The sequence below is a fragment of the Pseudomonas sp. MWU12-2345 genome, assembly GCF_023242385.1.
In the GTDB taxonomy this organism is placed as follows: domain Bacteria; phylum Pseudomonadota; class Gammaproteobacteria; order Pseudomonadales; family Pseudomonadaceae; genus Aquipseudomonas; species Aquipseudomonas gingeri_D.
The window spans coordinates 1-19,625 of sequence record NZ_JALLJA010000031.1; the positions used below are offsets into that span (position 1 = coordinate 1).

The window sequence follows — 19,625 nt, forward strand, 5'->3', positions numbered from 1 at the left end:
TGCGCAGCCGTCGAGGTACTTCTGCCAGGCCCAGTCGTACTTGAACGGCACGAGCTGGTTGAGGTCGGCGCGGCAGTTGATCATGCGCTTTTCATCGACCGCGACACGGGCCGAGGCGCCTTCGAGTTCAGCCAGGCCTTCGGCAACGTCCAGGGCATCGAGGGCCGCCTTGGCACGGGCGATGGCAGCCGAGTCGGAAGCGGTCACGGCACGGGCCTCCTGGGCCGCGGCGCCACCGGCGCTGTCGAGGCGGTCCATGTTGGCTTCGGTGGCGTGGCCGGCGTTGGCGCCCTTGACGGCCACCTCGCCTTCTTCTTTGTCGAATTCGTCCCAGCTCAGCATGACGTGTCGTCTCCTGCGTGAGGGCCTGATGCCCGTGTGAAAAACACTGATGGTTGGCTTGTCACACGACCAATGGCCGCTTTGGATCTAAAGGATATGTTGCTTGCAGCAGCGGTTCGTGCACGCAAAAACATGGAATAGGTACGGGATGACCCCGTGTCGTCGACGGGAGAGGGCGCCGGGCCTTCCCCTGTGGCCTGCAAGGGCCTGAATCAACGAGGGTTTTCAGCTCGATTCGACGCTTTTTCAGGCGCGAATGGATGCCGACAGTATAGGGAATTTGTCCGTTTGTTTCAGCCAGTTTTTGTCGCCAGGGAGGCGAAATGATCCGGACCGGGGCGCGGAGGTCGTGGCGGCGGGGGATGCGGGGAGGAACACCTTTGCCGCAAGAAGCGCTTCTTGCGGCGGGTGGTTTTGCAAGGGTGGATCAGGCCGGGATATTAACCGTGGGAGCAACCGTTACCCATGACGCGGTATTCCATGATATGCCGGGCGCCCTGGGAGTCTTCATAGACCATGCGCGCCGGGACAACTTCGCAAACATCCGGAACTTCACTCATGGAGATAACTTTCTGAATATCCGGGTGAGAGCTGTAAGTGTACTCTTCCACCGGAACGGTGTGGCTGGCAACGTCGGTTGGAATCTCGTCAGCCATGGCAGTTGCACACAGGCTGCTGAGGGCCAGAACGACTAGAGCTTTCATCTCGATTTACCTTCTTCGGGTCGTAAGGGGTCACATGGCCCTTGTGAGGCCACGTGTGGAACGGTGTTGATTGGAATTCGAATTAACGGCCTTCGTGGGGGCTGTCGCTAAGTTAATTCGCTGCCTTAGTTGGCGGAATCAATGTTAAGAGTCTACAAAACATTCATATAGAGGGGGTTTTGATAAAGACTATTGACAAAACCTGTAACAATCGTCGAAAAACGTCTCCGGAGACCGTTTCCCGAGTTATTTTCAGGGTGTCGGAAATCGCTACAGGCGGCGTGCTTGAGGCCTTGCAGCGATTGAACCGAGGTTTTTCAGGGTTTTGTTACTACCATCGTCGAATGGTTCCATGGCGCAGGCCCGGCTACAACAGGGTCATAAAACAACAACATATCCACCGAGGTAAGAAAGATGAGTGCGGCTTCCCTGTACCCCGTTCGTCCTGAGGTCCTGGCGACTACGCTGACCGACGAGGCGACCTACAAGGCGATGTACCAGCAGTCGGTCGTCAACCCCGACGGCTTCTGGCGTGAACAAGCCAAGCGCCTCGATTGGATCAAGCCTTTCACCACGGTGAAGCAGACTTCCTTCGACGATCACCATGTCGATATCAAGTGGTTTGCCGACGGCACCCTGAACGTTTCCTACAATTGCCTGGACCGCCACCTGGCCGAGCGGGGCGATCAGGTCGCGATCATCTGGGAAGGCGACGATCCCGCCGAATCCCGCAACATCACTTACCGCGAGCTGCACGAGCAGGTCTGCAAATTCGCCAACGCCCTGCGTGGCCAGGATGTGCACCGCGGCGACGTGGTGACCATCTATATGCCGATGATCCCCGAAGCCGCGGTTGCCATGCTGGCCTGTGCCCGCATCGGCGCGATCCACTCGGTGGTGTTCGGTGGTTTCTCGCCGGAAGCCCTGGCCGGTCGCATTATCGACTGCCGTTCTAAAGTGGTGATCACCGCCGACGAAGGCGTTCGCGCCGGCAAGAAGATCCCCCTCAAGGCCAACGTCGACGACGCCCTGACCAACCCGGAAACCAGCAGCGTCCAGAAAGTCATCGTGTGCAAGCGCACCGGTGGCACGATCAAATGGAACCAGCATCGCGATATCTGGTTCGAGGACCTGATGAAGGTGGCCGGCAGCGTCTGTGCGCCGAAAGAGATGGGCGCCGAAGAGGCGCTGTTCATCCTCTACACCTCCGGCTCCACCGGCAAGCCCAAGGGCGTGCAGCACACCACCGGCGGTTACCTGCTGTATGCGGCACTGACCCACGAGCGGGTGTTCGACTACCGTCCGGGCGAGGTCTACTGGTGCACCGCCGATGTCGGCTGGGTCACCGGCCACACTTACATTGTCTACGGCCCGCTGGCCAACGGCGCGACTACCCTGATGTTCGAAGGCGTGCCGAACTATCCGGACATTACCCGGGTGGCGAAGATCGTCGACAAGCACCAGGTCAATATCCTCTACACCGCCCCGACCGCGATCCGCGCCATGATGGCCCAGGGCACGGCGGCGGTTGAGGGCGCCGATGGCAGCAGCCTGCGCCTGCTCGGTTCGGTGGGCGAGCCGATCAACCCGGAAGCCTGGGAGTGGTATTACAAGAATGTCGGCAAGTCGCGCTGCCCGATCGTCGACACCTGGTGGCAGACCGAGACCGGCGGCAACATGATGAGCCCGCTGCCGGGCGCCCATGCGCTCAAGCCGGGTTCGGCGACACGGCCGTTCTTCGGCGTGGTGCCAGCGCTGGTGGATAACCTGGGCAACATCATCGAGGGCGCCGCCGAAGGCAACCTGGTGATCCTCGATTCGTGGCCGGGTCAGGCGCGGACCTTGTACGGCGATCACGATCGTTTCGTCGATACCTACTTCAAGACCTTCCGTGGCATGTATTTCACCGGTGACGGCGCGCGCCGCGACGAGGACGGTTACTACTGGATCACCGGGCGCGTGGATGACGTGCTGAACGTCTCCGGCCACCGCATGGGCACTGCCGAGATCGAAAGCGCCATGGTCGCCCACCCGAAAGTCGCGGAGGCAGCGGTGGTCGGTGTGCCCCACGATATCAAGGGGCAGGGCATCTATGTCTACGTCACCCTCAACAATGGCGAAGAGCCCAGCGAAGCGTTGCGCCTGGAGTTGAAGAATTGGGTGCGCAAGGAAATCGGGCCGATTGCTTCGCCGGATGTCATCCAGTGGGCGCCGGGCTTGCCGAAGACCCGTTCGGGGAAAATCATGCGACGGATCCTGCGCAAGATTGCCACGGGCGAGTACGACGGCCTGGGCGATATCTCCACCCTGGCGGACCCGGGTGTGGTGCAGCATCTGATCGATACCCACAAGACCATGAACGTCGCGTAACACCTGTTCAGGGTTGACTGAGCCCCGTCCGGCATTGCGCCGGGCGGGGCTCTTTGCGTTCTGTGGCCTGTCTTGTTTCCGTAGGAGCCGGCTGGCTGGCTATGGCGGCCGGAAGGGCGCGGCAAGGCTCAGGGCCTCATCGCCAGCCAGCCGGCTCCCACAAGGTGGCGGTGTCCGTGAATGAAGTGAGATAAATATCGGTTTTTGCTGTGAATTCCTCCCTCTGTTACCGATTTTTCGGTAGGTAACCAAATGTGTCACTCGCCGCCCGAACACGGGGCAAAGGGAAACGCCGCTGCCCGTTTTCGGTCAGAATCCAGGGCCTTTTAAATCTCATCGAACGCCGTGCTTGCCGGAATAGAAGGCTTTGCCAATAATAGGCCCGCTATTTGCAGGATAGATCGGTTACCCCTTCTTTCGCTCTTGCATGAAAATCAAGAGTTGTCAATGTGTCCATCCCGCTTTCTCGGCGCTTCTGTAATTAGTTGTCGCATTGAGGAAATATCGGCTTCGGACCTGTCGTTAGAATGCCGATCACTCGCTGGTTGTGGCGCACGCTGAACGCGCTCGCCGTTGACCGTTACGCGAAGACTGCTTTCCCATCCGCATATTGGGCTGTTGCTCACTCTGCCGTTTTGCCCTTTACCGATGGAGTCTCAAGATGAAGAAACTCGTGCTGCTTGGCGCCCTGGCACTGTCCGTGCTGTCGCTGCCGACCTTCGCCGATGAAAAACCACTGAAAATTGGTATCGAAGCCGCTTACCCTCCGTTCGCCTCCAAGGCGCCGGACGGCAGCATCGTTGGTTTCGACTACGACATCGGCAATGCCCTGTGCGCAGAGATGAAGGTCAAGTGCGTCTGGGTCGAGCAAGAGTTCGACGGCCTGATCCCGGCCCTCAAGGTACGTAAGATCGACGCCATCTTGTCGTCGATGTCGATCACCGACGATCGTAAGAAATCGGTCGATTTCACCAACAAGTACTACAACACCCCGGCGCGCCTGGTGATGAAGGAAGGCACCGTTGTCAGCGACAACCTGTCCGAACTCAAGGGCAAGAAGATCGGTGTGCAGCGCGGTTCGATCCACAACCGTTTCGCTGAAGAAGTCCTCAAGCCGCTGGGCGCTGAAATCAAGCCTTACGGTTCGCAGAACGAAATCTACCTGGACGTGGCCGCCGGTCGCCTCGATGGCACCGTGGCTGACGCCACCCTGTTGCAGGACGGTTTCCTGAAGACCGATTCCGGCAAGGGCTTTGCCTTCGTCGGCCCGCAATTCACCGACGAGAAGTACTTCGGTGACGGCATCGGTATCGCCGTGCGCAAAGGCGACAAGGCCGATCTGGACAAGATCAACGCCGCCATCGTCGCGATCCGTGCCAATGGCACGTACAAGCAGATCCAGGACAAGTACTTCGACTTCGATATCTACGGCAAGTAAACCGCCGCGGTGACAAGTCCGAAATGGCGCAAGCAGCAGGAGCTCTGAGGTTTGCGCCATTTTTTCATCCCTAATTCCGAGGATCTGAATCATGTTGAAAGGCTACGGGGCTGTCATCCTCGATGGCGTTTGGCTGACGCTTCAGCTCGCCTTGTCGTCCATGGCCCTGGCCATTGTCCTGGGCTTGATCGGGGTGGCCTTGCGCCTGTCGCCGGTGCGCTGGCTGGCCTGGCTCGGCGACCTGTATGCCACGGTCATCCGTGGGATTCCCGACCTGGTGCTGATCCTGCTGATCTTCTACGGTGGTCAGGACCTGCTCAACCGCGTCGCGCCGTTGCTCGGTTTTGATGACTATATCGACCTCAACCCCCTGGTCGCCGGTATCGGCACCCTGGGTTTTATTTTCGGCGCTTACCTGTCGGAAACCTTCCGCGGGGCCTTTATGGCGATCCCCAAGGGCCAGGCCGAAGCCGGCATGTCCTACGGCATGAGCAGCCTGCAAGTGTTTTTCCGGGTGCTGGTGCCGCAGATGATTCGCCTGGCGATTCCCGGTTTCACCAACAACTGGCTGGTGCTGACCAAGGCCACCGCGCTGATTTCCGTGGTCGGTCTGCAAGACATGATGTTCAAGGCCAAGCAGGCGGCGGATGCCACCCGCGAGCCTTTCACCTTCTTCCTCGCAGTGGCGGCGATGTACCTGGTGATCACCAGCGTCTCGTTGCTGGCATTGCGTCACCTTGAGAAGCGCTACTCGGTAGGCGTAAGGGCGGCTGATCTATGATCTTCGACTACAACGTCATCTGGGAAGCCATGCCGCTGTACCTCGGCGGCCTGCTGACCACTTTGAAGCTGCTGGCCTTGTCGTTGCTGTTCGGTCTGCTGGCGGCATTGCCCCTGGGGCTGATGCGGGTGTCCAAGCAGCCGCTGGTGAACATCAGCGCCTGGCTCTACACCTACGTGATCCGTGGTACACCGATGCTGGTGCAGCTGTTCCTGATCTACTACGGCCTGGCCCAGTTCGAGGCGGTGCGCGAGAGTGTCCTCTGGCCCTGGCTGTCGAGCGCGACCTTCTGTGCCTGCCTGGCCTTTGCCATCAACACCAGCGCCTACACCGCCGAAATCATCGCCGGCAGCCTGCGGGCCACGCCCAATGGCGAGATCGAGGCGGCCAAGGCCATGGGCATGTCGCGCTACAAGCTGTACCGCCGCATCCTGCTGCCGTCGGCCCTGCGCCGGGCGCTGCCGCAGTACAGCAACGAAGTGATCATGATGCTGCAGACCACCAGCCTGGCATCCATCGTCACCCTGATCGATATCACCGGTGCCGCCCGCACCGTCAACGCCCAGTATTACCTGCCGTTCGAGGCCTATATCACCGCCGGCGCGTTCTACCTGTGCCTGACCTTTATCCTGGTGCGGCTGTTCAAGTTGGCTGAACGCCGCTGGTTGGGTTACCTGGCGCCGAGGAAGCACTGACTATGCAACGTATCGATCATCCTTTGCCCTGGGGCAGCCTGGGCACGGAGCGCCAGCTGTCGGTGTTCCGTTTCGGCAGTGGCGAGCGCAAGGCCTATATCCAGGCCAGCCTGCATGCCGACGAGTTACCGGGCATGCGCACGGCCTGGGAGCTGAAAAAGCGCCTGGTCGAGCTGGAAGCCCGCGGAGCCCTCAAGGGCGTGATCGAGCTGGTCCCGGTGGCCAATCCGATCGGTCTCGGCCAGTTGCTGCAAGGTAATCATCAAGGACGTTTCGAGTACGGCAGCGGCAAGAACTTCAATCGCGATTTTGTCCAGTTGACCGAGCCGGTCAGCGCCCTGGTGAAAGATCGCCTGGGCGATGATCCGCATGCCAACATCCGACTGATTCGCCAGGCCATGCTTGAGGTGCTGGCTTCGTTGCCGGCGGCGACCAGTCAGTTGCAAGGCATGCAGCGGGTGCTGTTGAGCCACGCCTGCGATGCCGACCTGGTGCTCGACCTGCATTGCGATTGTGAAGCCGCGTTGCACATGTACACCTTCCCCCAGCATTGGCCGCAGTGGCGTTCCCTGGCGGCGCACCTCAAGGTTCGTGTCGGGCTGCTGGCGGAAGAGTCGGGCGGCACCTCGTTCGACGAGGCCTGTTCGTTGCCGTGGTTGCGCCTGTCCCGGGAGTTCCCGGACGCGCAGATTCCGCTGGCGTGCATGGCCACCACCATTGAACTGGGCGGCCAGGCCGATACCGGTCGCGAGCAGGCCGAGGCCCAGGCCGAAGGGATTCTGGCGTTTCTCGCGGAGCAGGGCCTGATCGATGGCGAATGGCCCGCCGCGCAACAGGAACCTTGCGAAGGCATGCCGTTCGAAGGCACCGAGCTGCTCTATGCACCGCACCCCGGCGTGTTGAGTTTCCTGGTGCCGGTGGGCAGTTGGGTGGAAACCGGCGACCCGCTGTTCGAAGTGATCGATCCGTTATCCGACCGGGTCAGCACCGTGTGTGCCGGCACGAGCGGTGTGTTGTATGCCGTGGAACGGCTGCGTTACGCCCAACCCTCGATCTGGCTGGCCAAGGTGGCGGGGCGCGTACCGCTTCGCCACGGACGCCTGCTCAGCGACTGACCTGACTGTTTTTGTGAGAACCGACCGCATGTACAAGCTTGAAGTCCAAGACCTGCATAAACGCTATGGCAGTCACGAAGTGCTCAAGGGCGTGTCCCTGGAAGCCGCCGCCGGCGATGTGATCAGCATCATCGGCTCCAGTGGCTCCGGCAAAAGTACTTTCCTGCGCTGCATCAACCTGCTGGAACAGCCCTATGCCGGGCGCATCCTGCTGAACAATGAAGAGTTGAAGCTGGTGGCCGGCAAGGACGGCGCGCTGAAGGCCGCCGACCCGAAACAGTTGCAGCGCATGCGTTCGCGGCTGTCGATGGTGTTCCAGCATTTCAACCTGTGGTCGCATATGACCGCGTTGGAAAACATTATCGAGGCACCGATTCACGTCCTCGGCATGTCGAAGAAAGAGGCGCTGGAAAAGGCCGAGTACTACCTGGCGAAAGTCGGCGTGGCACATCGCAAGGACGCCTACCCGGGCCATATGTCCGGCGGCGAGCAGCAGCGCGTGGCGATTGCCCGGGCGCTGGCGGTGGAGCCGGAAGTGATGCTGTTCGACGAGCCGACCTCGGCCCTCGACCCCGAGCTGGTGGGCGACGTGCTGAAGGTGATGCAGGCCCTGGCCCAGGAAGGCCGGACCATGGTGGTGGTGACCCACGAGATGGGCTTTGCCCGTGAAGTCTCCAACCAGCTGGTGTTCCTGCACCAAGGCGTGGTCGAAGAACGCGGTAATCCGCGCGAGGTGTTGTCCAACCCGCAGTCCGAGCGTCTGCAGCAATTCCTCTCGGGCAGTCTGAAATAGTCGTCGCTTTTTATGCTGCCGTTGCGCACCCAAATAGGTCATGCTGCGCGCCGAGCGCGGCGTGGTCTACTTTGAGTTGGTTGCCCTCGGCTTTTCACTCTGTTCTGTTTTCGGATTGCCTGCCATGACTGCCCATCGAATTGGTTTCCTGATTTGGCCCAGCACCCAAGCCTTGACGCTGGCGCTGGCCGAGGAGGCCTTGCGTGTCGCACAGCGGGTGCATCCGGAAGTCGTCTACGAATTGTCTTTCCTGCAGGCCGAAGTGCCTGGCGAGGCCTTGGCCGGTGGTGGCTGGCAACTGCCGGGCGAGCCCTGGGCCGGCAAGCTGGAAGGCTTCCAGAAACTCTTCCTGCTGGCCGACGAGCCGCCGACCAGCCTGGCGCCGGCCTTGAGCAGCGCCCTCAAGCAACTGGTTCGCGCCGGTTGCGTGGTGGCCGGTTTGTCCGCCGGGGTCTACCCGCTGGCCCAACTCGGTTTGCTCGACGGGTATCGTGCAGCGGTGCACTGGCGCTGGCAGGATGATTTCGCCGAACGTTTTCCCAAGGTGATCGCCACCAGTCATCTGTTCGACTGGGACCGTGATCGCCTGACCGCCTGTGGCGGCTTGTCGGTGCTGGACCTGTTGCTGGCGGTACTCGCCCGTGACCACGGTGCCGAGTTGGCCGGTGCGGTTTCCGAGGAGTTGGTGGTCGAGCGCATCCGCGAAGGCGGCGAGCGCCAGCGTATTCCATTGCAGAACCGCCTGGGCTCCAGCCATCCGAAGCTGACCCAGGCCGTGCTGCTGATGGAGGCCAATATCGAGGAACCGCTGACCACCGACGAGATTGCCCAGCATGTCTGTGTGTCGCGGCGCCAGTTGGAGCGGATTTTCAAGCAGTACCTCAACCGCGTGCCGAGCCAGTATTACCTGGAGCTGCGCCTGAACAAGGCCCGGCAGATGCTGATGCAGACCAGCAAGTCGATCATCCAGATCGGCCTGTCCTGCGGTTTCTCCTCGGGGCCGCACTTCTCCAGCGCCTATCGCAACTTCTTTGGCGCCACACCCCGTGAAGATCGCAACCAGCGGCGCAGCAGCAGTCCGTTCGAGTTGTCGTCGGTGCCTTCGGAGCGCGGCTAAGGCTTATTCTTCGCGGGGCGTGGGCGGCGTTATGGGGGATGCCGCCGGCGGGACACTGCCGCCATTGTCGCTGTCGCTTTCACTCTCTTCGCCGCTGCTCACATCGTCGCCGATCAGGATTCTGACCTGCTGCTCACCGCCGTTCAGCTCCCTGTAGCTGCGGACTCTTTGCAGGCTGGCCTCGCTCAGGGGATTGTTCCTGAAGTCATAGGTCACCGCTTGCGAGGTCGGGACTTCGAACAGGCTTTCTGGTATGTCTCGGATCTGGTTGTCGCGCAAGTCGGCAATCCCCAGCACACGGAGTCCGAACAGTCCCTCGGGTATCTGTTCGAGGCCGCTGTCGCTCAGGTCGAGCACTCTCAGGTCGGTCATCCGTGCGATGTTCGGTGTCAGCAGCATGCCCTCGGTGCGCGGCGGGCCCGGTTGCAGCGGGTTGCCGGACAGATCAAGCATCTGCAGGCCGGTCATGTCCGCGAGCTGCTGGTGCGTGGTGTCGCTCAGTTGGATCTGTCCATAGGGCAGATCCAGGTTTCTCAAGTGCGGCATGTCGAAAATCGCGGCGGGAAAATCCCGGTCGATAAAACTGGAGGCATACAGCACGTGTAGATGGGGGAAGCTGTGGAGGAAACCATCGAGCCCGTCGCTGGCGCCGTAACCATGGAGCTCCAGGCGGGCGATATGACTGAAGTCGGCTGAAAGCGCGGGCAGTCTGCCGGTGATCCTCTGGGTGAAAGAGAAGCTATACAAACGTGTGCCGTCGGGCAGTATTTCTTCGCTCTGGCGTTGCCAGCTCCGTTGCAGTTGTTGGGCAAAGTCGTCTCGGTTCAGACTTTCCAGTGCCAACTCGACCGGACTCAATGGCTCCTGCGTTTGCGGGTGATGCTTGGGGACATCGCCGCTCCAGGCCTGCAGATCGGCGCGCAGTTGGCGGTATTGGGCTTCCAGTCGGCTCAACTGGTTCAAGGAGTCCTCGAGGACTCGCGGTTGAGCCCGGATGAAACTCTCCAGCTGTTCGCCATTCAGGCCCGGATAGAGCGCCTGGATACGTGTTCGCTCGGCCAGGGACTGAACGCCGAGCGAGTGGCCGGTTCTGCGGTAATAGTCCCGGGCGCGTTGCAGGCTGGTCTCGGACAGCGGGTTGCCGTTCAGCTCCAGGCCGGAACCGAGCTCGCCGGAGATCTCGTTGAGCGTCTGCGGCAGGTCGCTGATGGCGTTGTCGTTGAGCAGGGCGGCTTCCAATCGCGGCAGTTCGAACAGTCCATCGGGAATCGCGTTGATCCCGGTGTGACTCAGGTCGACGACCGCCAGTGCATGCAGTTGACGCAGGTCGGGGACCAGGCCGAGGGGGTTGCGGCTCAGGTCGAGAACCTCCAGGGCTCGCATGCCGGTGAGTGCCTGCCTCGTCTGGACGTTCAGGCGCAGATTGCAGTTGATCAGGCTCAACTCGGTCAGCGGCCCGCGTGTGATCGATTCGGGCAGGCTGTTGAGTTGGAAGCCGCGTATGGAGAGCCGGCGCAGATTGGGAAAGTGTTCCATGAACTGGCCCAGCTCCCGGGCCGGTGAGTCGGCCACCAGGTTCAGGTAGCGGACGTGGTTGAAGTCGACGGACAGTTCGGGCAGTTCCCCCAGCAGGCCATTGGCGCTGAGGGTGTAGCCGTGTTCATCGGGATTGTTGGAGTAGAACAGGTCGGGTTCACGGCGCCAGCAACGCCGGATGGCTTCGGCGAACTGGGCGCGGGTGCGTTGCTGGTTGAGGCGCTGCATCAGGCTCAGGCGTTCCCCGCTGACCGGGTGAGAGGAGGAGGTGATGAACGACCATAGCTCCAGTTCTTCCGTCAGTTGTTCGTAGGCCTGCTCCAGCCGCCGTATTTCATCAAAGACCCGCATGCTGTTCAGGCTGCCGATAAATTGCCGGATCTGCTCATCGGAAAAGCTCGGGAACAGCCGGGCTACCCGATCTTCGAGGGCCCAGCGACTGCCCGCCTGGGGCGCTCCACGGCCGCTGAGTTGATAACCGGGGCGCCTCTTGGCCAAGGCCATGGGCGATGGTTCGCTGGGGATGGCGGGTGGCATATCCAGCAACTGGCGGATTTCATCAGACCCCGGCAGGCGGCTGTTCTGCACGGCTTGCTGGAGTTGGGCACCCTGCTTGGGATTGGGGTAGCCCAGTTCACTGCGCTGGGTGTCTGGCAGGGCATGCAGCAGCGATGCGTAGAGATCGTCGGAATCGTGCAGTTCCTGGTCCAGGGCATCGCGGGCCTGGTACAGGTCGTTTTCCTTGATCAGCACTCTGCGGATCGGCGCGTTGCTGGCACCGATACTGTCGAGCAACGGCCCGGTCGAGGATTGCGTGCGTATCTCGATGCGCACTTGCGTGGACCAGCCCGGGAGGCGTTGCACGCTGTGCAGGATCAGTTTTTCGCTGTCGGCATTGCCGCTCGACGCCAGGTACAGCCCCTCGCGGGCGCGGGCCAGGCGCACTTGCTGCTGATACAAGGCGGCTTCGTCGGCGATGCCCGGGGCGATTTGGGCAGACTCGCGCAAGGCTTGCAGTTGTGCGCCGCTGGCCTGTTCGGCGAGCTCTTCGAGCACGGCCACGGGCAGCTCGGGAAACGCCTTTTGCAGAACACCCACCGAGGGATCCTGTGATTGAGTGCGAAACCGGTATTGCGATTCGAACAGGGCTTTTCGGCGCAGGTGGGCATGGCGGGCGATTTGCTTGCGAAAGTTCAGCAGCCGCGTTTCCGGCTTTTCGGCGGGGGTGGCGAAATTCTGGCTTTCCCCCAGCAGTCCGCGGATATCGCTTTCATCGAGGTCGGGCGAGTTCAGCACGGTCTTGAGCAGATCACCGTTGTGCAATGGGTCGAGCGAGATGACCACCCGTTGCCCCTGGGCCGTGCCGCTGCGCACGGTCTCCATGACCACTTGTCCCTGATCGTCCACAAACCGTAGTGCCTTGGGTTGCGATTGCCAGAAGTCGAGCAGGATCTGCTCCTGCATGCTCTCGTCAGGCGTGGCCTCGCCGCGGGCCATCTGCTCGATAAAACGCTGGATATCGCGGTCGAGGCGAAAGCGCAGCAGGCTGTCCTTGAGCAGTGCCGGGGGGCGCTGGCTATCGAAATGCACCCGGCGCAACAGGGGTTCGTCGGTGTCGCTGACGGCCATGATCCGCGCGGCGTCGAGTTCGGAAAAGGCTTCGCCGGCCAGACTCAAGCGGTGCATCAGCTGCGGGCCTTGCCACTGCAAGGGGTTCTCCAGTTCGTGAAACCAGGCACCGGCACCGTTATGCCTGAAGGTTGGTGAGTATTGGTTGGGGCGGCGGGGGTGTTTGATCCGGCCACGATTGCCCTGCGGGTTCAGTTCGACTTCATAGGCCTTGTCACCTTGTTTGAGGTATTGGTGGTCGTTGATTTCATACAGGCCGCTGGCGTTCGGTTGTGCGTTTTCGGGCAGTACCGATGATTGCTCGTAGGGCGTCAGGTCGGGTTTCCACAGGGTGCTTTCGCCAGTGGGCAGGGTTACCTGTTTCAAGTCCTTGACCAGTCCGGCCCCGGCGAAGCGATGGGCGACCACGGTGATGCCGCCAATCAGCGCCAGGTTCAGGGTGACGCCGATCAGACCCAGGAGGCCTTGCTCGCGCTCGTCGTGACGCCAGTCCTCGATGCCGTTGTAGATCTGGCTGAACAGTTGCGCGCCGGCCACCGCCAGCATCGCTTCGCCCAGGCCGGGGACGAACAGGGCGGCGACGTTCAGCAGGTTCAGGCCGATATTGCCCAGCGATTGCAGGTAGTCCCGGTGGTCCTGGCGGTCGATATCGGCCACCGGCACTGCGCTGAAATTACCATCGTCCAGCAGCTTCACCAGGTGCTGGGTATAGAGCTCGCGCAGCGGGTGACCGATCAGCGGAAAACGTTTGAGTTGCAGGTCGGTCGTCGTGTCTGAGGTGTCAAGGTGGTGTTCGAGGGCACTGAGAAAAGCTGATTGGGTTCGCTGGTTGACGTAGCGGTTGAAGAAGCTCCGGTAGTCGATGCGGCCCAGGCGGTGGCCCAGCTCCTGTTCGAATGCCTCGAAGCTGGCGTATTGCTTGAGGGCCTGCTCCGGATCACCGCTCAGATAAACGATGCAAGGGCGGTTGCGCGCGACCAGGGTGTCCTGGTGCTCGATCAGCCAGGCGCCTTTGAGCGTGACGCTGGTCGAACTGCTGAGCGGTGTTCTGAAGTTGAACATTTGCAGTTCAAAGCAGCTTGCGGGCTTGCCATCCCAGTAGGTCAAGCGACCCTGTTGGCTGGCGGCCAGCAAAAACTGGTGGGTCGAACGGCTGATATTGCCTTTCATCAGGGCAATATGGGTTTGGGTGATCAGTTCGTAGCGTTCGCTGAGTTCAAATTGATCACGAAAGCGGTTGTCAGTTTCACCGGAGGGCTTTTTCGGCAGCAGCACCGCGCTCATATGGCGGTCGTACTGGCCACCGATATCCAGCTCCCGGCACAACTCGACGAACGCCCGGAGCGTGAAGGCCTGGATAGGCCGGTTCTGCCTGGCGTTGACCTGGCGGTACAGGCTGGACTCATTATAAAAAACCAGGTTTTCATGCCGGGGGGCAACGAAGTTCTTCAGGGCAGCTTCCAACAGGCTCATATCGACGACGGAGACCTTGCGCGGCGTCGAGAGTGTGGCGGCAGTGACCAGTCGCACGCAGTTGATCCGGTCGCGCTTCGGGTCCAGTCTGTACCCGAAGCGGCTGCTCAGGGCATTGGACAGGATCGGCACGGCAAAGGCCTTAAGGCCCTGCAAGGCTTGCAGGTATTCCGCCAGTCTGGCCTTGTGGGTATGGGTCAACAACAGGCTGTCTCCATGGGCCTGAAGCAGGGTCCGGGAGGCGTCGGTCAGCCAATCCGGCAGTTTGTTTTTGATCAGTTCGAAATTATCGGGGTAATGCGGCAGGTCAGTTTCGGCGGGTATCGGCATGGCGCGGTTTCTCGTGCGGCGGGTAAAGCAGCGAGGCTATCCAGCGCCCGGGGACAGCCGTGCCTAAATAGATACCAAAACCCGGGCCAGCGTTTAAACTGCGCCTTTGCGACGCAATTTGTCGCATTGCCGACAACCTCGGCAAAACCCGGTTTGGCGCTATAAGAAGTTGTCGCTTGGCGGCAAGGCCTGACCTAAAACTGTCCTTACAATCCCCCCATCGCTCGCCAGTTCCAGGCAGGCGTTCCTCTTCAGGAGACTCCGATGTCCGTTGAGCAAGCTCCGGTGCAACGCGCCGATTTCGACCAGGTCATGGTTCCCAACTACGCACCTGCGGCTTTTATTCCTGTGCGCGGCGCGGGTTCCCGAGTATGGGACCAGGCGGGCCGGGAGCTGATCGATTTCGCCGGCGGTATCGCGGTTAACGTCTTGGGCCACGCGCACCCGGCGCTGGTCGGTGCGCTGACCGAGCAGGCGAACAACCTGTGGCACGTATCCAACGTCTTCACCAACGAGCCGGCCCTGCGCCTGGCCAAGAAGCTGGTGGATGCGACCTTCGCCGAGCGCGTGTTCTTCTGCAACTCCGGCGCCGAAGCCAACGAGGCCGCCTTCAAGCTGGCCCGTCGTGTTGCGTTCGACCGCTTCGGTTCGGAAAAATACGAAATCATCGCCGCACTGAACAGCTTCCACGGTCGCACCCTGTTCACCGTGAACGTGGGTGGCCAGTCGAAGTATTCCGACGGCTTCGGTCCGAAGATCACCGGCATCACCCATGTGCCGTTCAATGACCTCGACGCGCTGAAAGCCGCTATCTCGGACAAGACCTGTGCCGTGGTGCTGGAACCGATCCAGGGCGAGGGTGGCGTGCTGCCGGCCGAGCTGGCCTACCTGCAAGGCGCCCGCGAGCTGTGCAACCAGCACGACGCGCTGCTGGTGTTCGACGAAGTACAGACCGGCATGGGCCGTAGCGGCTCGCTGTTCGCCTATATGGAATACGGCGTGACCCCGGACATCCTCACCAGCGCCAAGAGCCTGGGCGGCGGTTTCCCGATTGCCGCGATGCTCACCACCGAAGCGCTGGCCAAGCATCTGGTGGTCGGCACCCACGGCACCACCTACGGTGGTAACCCGCTGGCGTGTGCGGTCGGCAACGCGGTGATCGACGTGATCAACACCCCGCAGGTGTTGAGCGGCGTGAAAGCCAAGCACGACCTGTTCAAGACCCGCCTGGAGCAGATCGGCGCCAAATACGGCCTGTTTACCCAGGTCCGTGGCATGGGCCTGTTGCTCGGCTGCGTGTTGGCCGATGCCTGGAAGGGCAAGGCCAAGGACGTGTTCAACGCCGCGGAAAAAGAAAACCTGATGATCCTGCAAGCCGGCCCGGACGTGATTCGTTTCGCCCCGAGCCTGGTGGTTGAAGACGCGGACATCAATGAAGGCCTGGATCGCTTCGAGCGCGCCGTGGCCAAGCTGACGCAAGCCTGATGGACCGCCCGCTGGTGGCCCGGGATGGCTGCCAGCGGGCCAAATTTCCTGTACCTGTAGGAGCGAGCTTGCTCGCGATGATCGTCAACGATAACGCGGGGCATCCGATACCCCGTGGTGCCTGGGCCACCATCGCGAGCAAGCTCGCTCCTACCCCGGTATTTTTTTTCTGTCGGTACACACCGACCTGTTCTGGATTGAAGGAGTGACACCATGCTGGTGATGCGCCCCGCGCAAATGGCTGACCTGGACGAGGTACGGCGCCTGGCCGCGGACAGCCCGATCGGTGTCACTTCCCTGCCGGACGACGAAGGCCGCCTGCGCGACAAGATCGCGGCAAGCGAAGCCTCGTTTGCCGCCGAAGTCAGCTTCAATGGCGAAGAAAGCTATTTCTTCGTGCTCGAAGACACGGCCACCGGCAAGTTGGCGGGCTGCTCGGCGATTGTTGCCTCGGCCGGTTACTCGGAGCCGTTCTACAGCTTCCGTAACGAGACCTTCGTGCATGCGTCCCGCGAGCTGAAGATCCACAACAAGATCCATGTGCTTTCGCAGTGCCATGACCTGACCGGCAACAGCCTGCTGACCAGCTTCTACGTGGTCCCGGAGTTGGTCGGTTCGACCTGGTCGGAACTCAATTCCCGTGGGCGCCTGCTGTTCGTCGCCAGCCATCCGGAGCGCTTCGCCGATTCGGTGGTGACCGAGATCGTCGGTTACAGCGACGAACACGGTGACTCGCCGTTCTGGGACGCCATAGGTCGCAACTTCTTCGACCTGAACTACGCGGCGGCCGAGCGCTTGTGCGGCCTGAAAAGCCGGACCTTCCTCGCCGAACTGATGCCGCATTACCCGATCTACGTGCCGTTGCTGCCGGACGCCGCCCAGGAGGCGATGGGCCAGGTGCACCCGCGTGCGCAGATCACCTTCGACATCCTGATGCGCGAAGGCTTCGAAACCGATCATTACATCGACATCTTCGACGGCGGCCCGACCCTGCATGCGCGGGTCAGCGGGATTCGCTCCATCGCCCAGAGCCGGGTGGTGCCGGTGAAGATCGGTGACGCCTACAAGGGCGGCGGACGCCAGTACCTGGTGTCCAACGCGCTGCTGCAGGATTACCGCGCGGTGTTGCTGGAGCTCGATTATGCGCCGGGCAAACCGGTCACCCTGGACCTGCAAGCCGCCGAAGCCCTGGGCGTCGGCGAAGGTGCCAGCGTGCGCCTGGTAGCGGTTTAAGGCCGGTATCGAAAGCAGCCTTACAGCGAGTTTCGCGGGCACCCGCAGCCGGTGCCCGTTTGAGGAGATAGCATGATCGTTCGTCCCGTACGCAGCAGCGATTTACCCGCTCTGATCGACCTGGCCCGTAGCACGGGCACCGGCCTGACCACCTTGCCGGCCAACGAAGAGCGCCTGGCCCATCGGGTCGGTTGGGCGGAGAAAACCTTCACTGGCGAGGCCGGTCGCGGCGACGCGGACTATCTGTTCGTGCTCGAAAACGATGAGGGCCGCGTGGTCGGTATCAGCGCCATTGCCGGCGCCGTCGGCCTGCGTGAGCCCTGGTACAACTTCCGGGTCGGCCTGACGGTCAGCGCCTCCCAGGAACTGAAGATCTACCGCGAGATTCCGACGCTGTTCCTGGCCAACGACCTGACCGGCAACTCCGAGCTGTGCTCGCTGTTCCTGCACGCCGATTATCGCAGTGGCCTCAATGGCCGCATGCTGGCCAAGGCGCGGATGCTGTTTATCGCCGAGTTCCCGGAACTGTTCGGCAACAAGATCATAGCCGAAATGCGCGGCATGTCCGACGAAGCCGGGCGCTCGCCGTTCTGGGAAAGCCTGGGCCGGCACTTCTTCAAGATGGAATTCAGCCAGGCCGATTACCTGACCGGCGTCGGCAACAAGGCTTTTATCGCCGAACTGATGCCCAAGTTCCCGCTGTACACCTGCTTCCTCTCCGAAGAGGCGCGCGCGGTGATCGGCAAGGTCCATACCGACACCGAGCCGGCACTGGCGATGCTTAAAAGCGAAGGCTTCAGCTACCAGGGTTATGTCGACATCTTCGACGCGGGCCCGGCGGTGGAATGCGAAACCAGCAAGATCCGCGCGGTGCGTGACAGCCAGGCGCTGGTGCTGGCGGTCGGCACCCCGGGTGACGATGCCACGCCGTACCTGATCCACAACCGCAAGCGCGAGGACTGCCGCATCACCGCGGCTCCGGCGCGCCTGGCGGCGGGCACCCTGGTGGTCGATCCGCTGACCGCCAAACGTCTTCAACTCAGTGCTGGCGATCAGGTTCGCGCGGTACCGTTGTCTGCTTCCAGGGAGTCGAAATAATGAGCACGCTTTACATCGCCGGTGCCTGGCAGGAAGGCCAGGGCGAAGCCTTCGAATCGTTGAACCCGGTGACCCAGCAAGTGCTGTGGTCCGGCAAGGGCGCCAGTGCCGCGCAGGTCGAAGCCGCCGTGCAAGCCGCGCGCCAGGCGTTTCCGGCCTGGGCCAAGCGTTCCCTCGACGAGCGTATTGTCGTACTCGAAAGTTTTGCCGCGCATCTGAAAAGCCGTGCCGACGAGTTGGCCCGCTGCATCGGTGAAGAGACCGGCAAGCCCTTGTGGGAGGCGGCGACCGAAGTGACCAGCATGGTCAACAAGATCGCCATCTCGGTGCAGAGCTACCGTGAACGTACCGGCGAGAAGAGCGGCCCGCTGGGCGACGCCACCGCCGTGTTGCGCCACAAGCCCCACGGTGTGGTGGCGGTGTTCGGGCCTTACAACTTCCCGGGCCACCTGCCCAATGGACATATCGTGCCGGCTTTGCTGGCCGGTAACAGCGTGCTGTTCAAGCCGAGCGAGCTGACTCCGAAGGTTGCCGAGCTGACCGTGCAGTGCTGGATCGAAGCCGGTCTGCCGGCTGGTGTGTTGAATCTGCTGCAAGGCGCGCGGGAAACCGGGATCGCCCTGGCGGCCAATGCGGGAATCGACGGTCTGTTCTTCACCGGTTCGAGCCGCACCGGCAACCATCTGCACCAGCAATTCGCCGGGCGTCCGGACAAGATCCTGGCCCTGGAAATGGGTGGCAATAATCCGCTGGTGGTCGATCAGGTCCAGGACCTGGACGCGGCGGTGTACACCATTATCCAGTCGGCCTTTATCTCGGCAGGTCAGCGTTGCACCTGTGCCCGTCGCCTGCTGGTGCCTGAAGGGGCCTGGGGCGACAAGCTGCTGGAACGTCTGGTCGAGGTCAGCGCGACCATTGAGGTCGGTGCGTTCGACCAGCAGCCGGCGCCGTTCATGGGTTCGGTGGTATCTCTCGGTGCCGCGCGTGCCTTGATGGATGCCCAGGCGCATCTGCTGGGGCATGGCGCGCTGGCGTTGCTGGAAATGACTCAACCGCAAGCCAATGCGGCGTTGCTGACCCCGGGTATTCTCGATGTAACGGCAGTGGCTGATCGTCCTGACGAGGAATTGTTCGGGCCCTTGCTGCAAGTGATTCGCTACGCTGATTTCGACGCGGCGATTGCCGAGGCCAACAACACGCAGTACGGCTTGGCGGCAGGCCTGTTGTCGGATTCCGAGTCGCGTTACCAGCAGTTCTGGCTGGAAAGCCGGGCCGGGATCGTCAACTGGAACAAACAACTGACGGGTGCTGCCAGCAGTGCACCGTTCGGCGGGGTCGGGGCCTCGGGCAACCATCGCGCCAGTGCCTATTACGCGGCGGATTATTGCGCGTACCCGGTGGCGTCCCTGGAAACGCCTAGTCTGACAGTGCCGGCGACTTTGACGCCGGGTGTTCGGCTCTCCTGAGCCGTCATACGCAGATGATT

Annotated in this window: 13 protein-coding genes and 1 pseudogene; 11 read left to right on the forward strand and 3 right to left on the reverse strand. The window is 61.7% G+C overall.

Going from position 1 to position 19,625, the window contains the following annotated elements:
- Together M5C71_RS32515 and M5C71_RS32520 are read right to left on the reverse strand one after the other, a co-directional pair.
- Nucleotides 1-342, reverse strand: a pseudogene (locus tag M5C71_RS32515) (ribonucleotide-diphosphate reductase subunit beta); the annotation flags it as partial.
- 440 nt (nucleotides 343-782) lie between these two features.
- Entirely contained in the window at nucleotides 783-1,046 is a 264-nt protein-coding gene (locus tag M5C71_RS32520) for a DUF2790 domain-containing protein (RefSeq protein ID WP_100944753.1), read from the reverse strand.
- A gap of 414 nt (nucleotides 1,047-1,460) precedes the next feature.
- Here M5C71_RS32520 and acs point away from each other — a divergent pair, with 414 nt between their 5' ends.
- The 7 genes from acs to M5C71_RS32555 all read left to right on the forward strand — a co-directional run bounded on the left by acs (nucleotide 1,461) and on the right by M5C71_RS32555 (nucleotide 9,355).
- Complete coding sequence (acs, locus tag M5C71_RS32525) at nucleotides 1,461-3,416, forward strand: acetate--CoA ligase (RefSeq protein ID WP_248769619.1); 1,956 nt, start codon at nucleotides 1,461-1,463, stop codon at nucleotides 3,414-3,416.
- Nucleotides 3,417-4,077: 661 nt separating this feature from the next.
- A complete protein-coding gene (locus M5C71_RS32530) occupies nucleotides 4,078-4,854 on the forward strand; it encodes an ABC transporter substrate-binding protein (RefSeq protein WP_100944751.1) in 777 nt (258 codons plus the stop codon).
- 91 nt (nucleotides 4,855-4,945) lie between these two features.
- On the forward strand, nucleotides 4,946-5,635 hold the full coding sequence (locus M5C71_RS32535; RefSeq protein WP_100944750.1) for an ABC transporter permease: 690 nt from the start codon (nucleotides 4,946-4,948) through the stop codon (nucleotides 5,633-5,635).
- The gene (locus M5C71_RS32540) at nucleotides 5,632-6,330 is read left to right on the forward strand and encodes an ABC transporter permease (protein WP_248769620.1); all 699 of its coding nucleotides are present in this window, start codon (nucleotides 5,632-5,634) and stop codon (nucleotides 6,328-6,330) included. The genes M5C71_RS32535 and M5C71_RS32540 overlap by 4 nt, the downstream gene beginning before the upstream one ends.
- Nucleotides 6,331-6,332: 2 nt before the next feature.
- Nucleotides 6,333-7,445 (forward strand): succinylglutamate desuccinylase/aspartoacylase family protein, encoded by a 1,113-nt coding sequence (locus M5C71_RS32545; protein WP_103496549.1) that lies wholly within the window; start codon nucleotides 6,333-6,335, stop codon nucleotides 7,443-7,445.
- A 28-nt stretch (nucleotides 7,446-7,473) separates the two neighbouring features.
- Nucleotides 7,474-8,238: an ATP-binding cassette domain-containing protein gene (locus M5C71_RS32550; protein ID WP_103496548.1), complete on the forward strand. Its 765-nt coding sequence runs from the start codon at nucleotides 7,474-7,476 to the stop codon at nucleotides 8,236-8,238.
- A gap of 124 nt (nucleotides 8,239-8,362) precedes the next feature.
- Nucleotides 8,363-9,355: a GlxA family transcriptional regulator gene (locus tag M5C71_RS32555; protein WP_103496552.1), complete on the forward strand. Its 993-nt coding sequence runs from the start codon at nucleotides 8,363-8,365 to the stop codon at nucleotides 9,353-9,355.
- A 3-nt stretch (nucleotides 9,356-9,358) separates the two neighbouring features.
- Here M5C71_RS32555 and M5C71_RS32560 read toward each other — a convergent pair whose 3' ends face one another.
- A complete protein-coding gene (locus tag M5C71_RS32560) occupies nucleotides 9,359-14,323 on the reverse strand; it encodes a DUF6543 domain-containing protein (protein WP_248769621.1) in 4,965 nt (1,654 codons plus the stop codon).
- 264 nt (nucleotides 14,324-14,587) lie between these two features.
- Between M5C71_RS32560 and M5C71_RS32565 the strand changes: the two genes are divergently transcribed.
- The 4 genes from M5C71_RS32565 (at nucleotide 14,588) to astD (ending at nucleotide 19,605) form a co-directional block, all read left to right on the forward strand.
- Nucleotides 14,588-15,808, forward strand: a complete 1,221-nt coding sequence (locus M5C71_RS32565; RefSeq protein ID WP_248769622.1) for an aspartate aminotransferase family protein — start codon at nucleotides 14,588-14,590, stop codon at nucleotides 15,806-15,808.
- A 213-nt stretch (nucleotides 15,809-16,021) separates the two neighbouring features.
- Nucleotides 16,022-17,041, forward strand: a complete 1,020-nt coding sequence (gene aruF / locus M5C71_RS32570; protein ID WP_100944744.1) for an arginine/ornithine succinyltransferase subunit alpha — start codon at nucleotides 16,022-16,024, stop codon at nucleotides 17,039-17,041.
- A gap of 72 nt (nucleotides 17,042-17,113) precedes the next feature.
- A complete protein-coding gene (astA, locus tag M5C71_RS32575) occupies nucleotides 17,114-18,139 on the forward strand; it encodes an arginine N-succinyltransferase (RefSeq protein ID WP_103496545.1) in 1,026 nt (341 codons plus the stop codon).
- On the forward strand, nucleotides 18,136-19,605 hold the full coding sequence (gene astD, locus M5C71_RS32580; RefSeq protein WP_247263486.1) for a succinylglutamate-semialdehyde dehydrogenase: 1,470 nt from the start codon (nucleotides 18,136-18,138) through the stop codon (nucleotides 19,603-19,605). The genes astA and astD overlap by 4 nt, the downstream gene beginning before the upstream one ends.
- Nucleotides 19,606-19,625 lie beyond the last annotated feature (20 nt).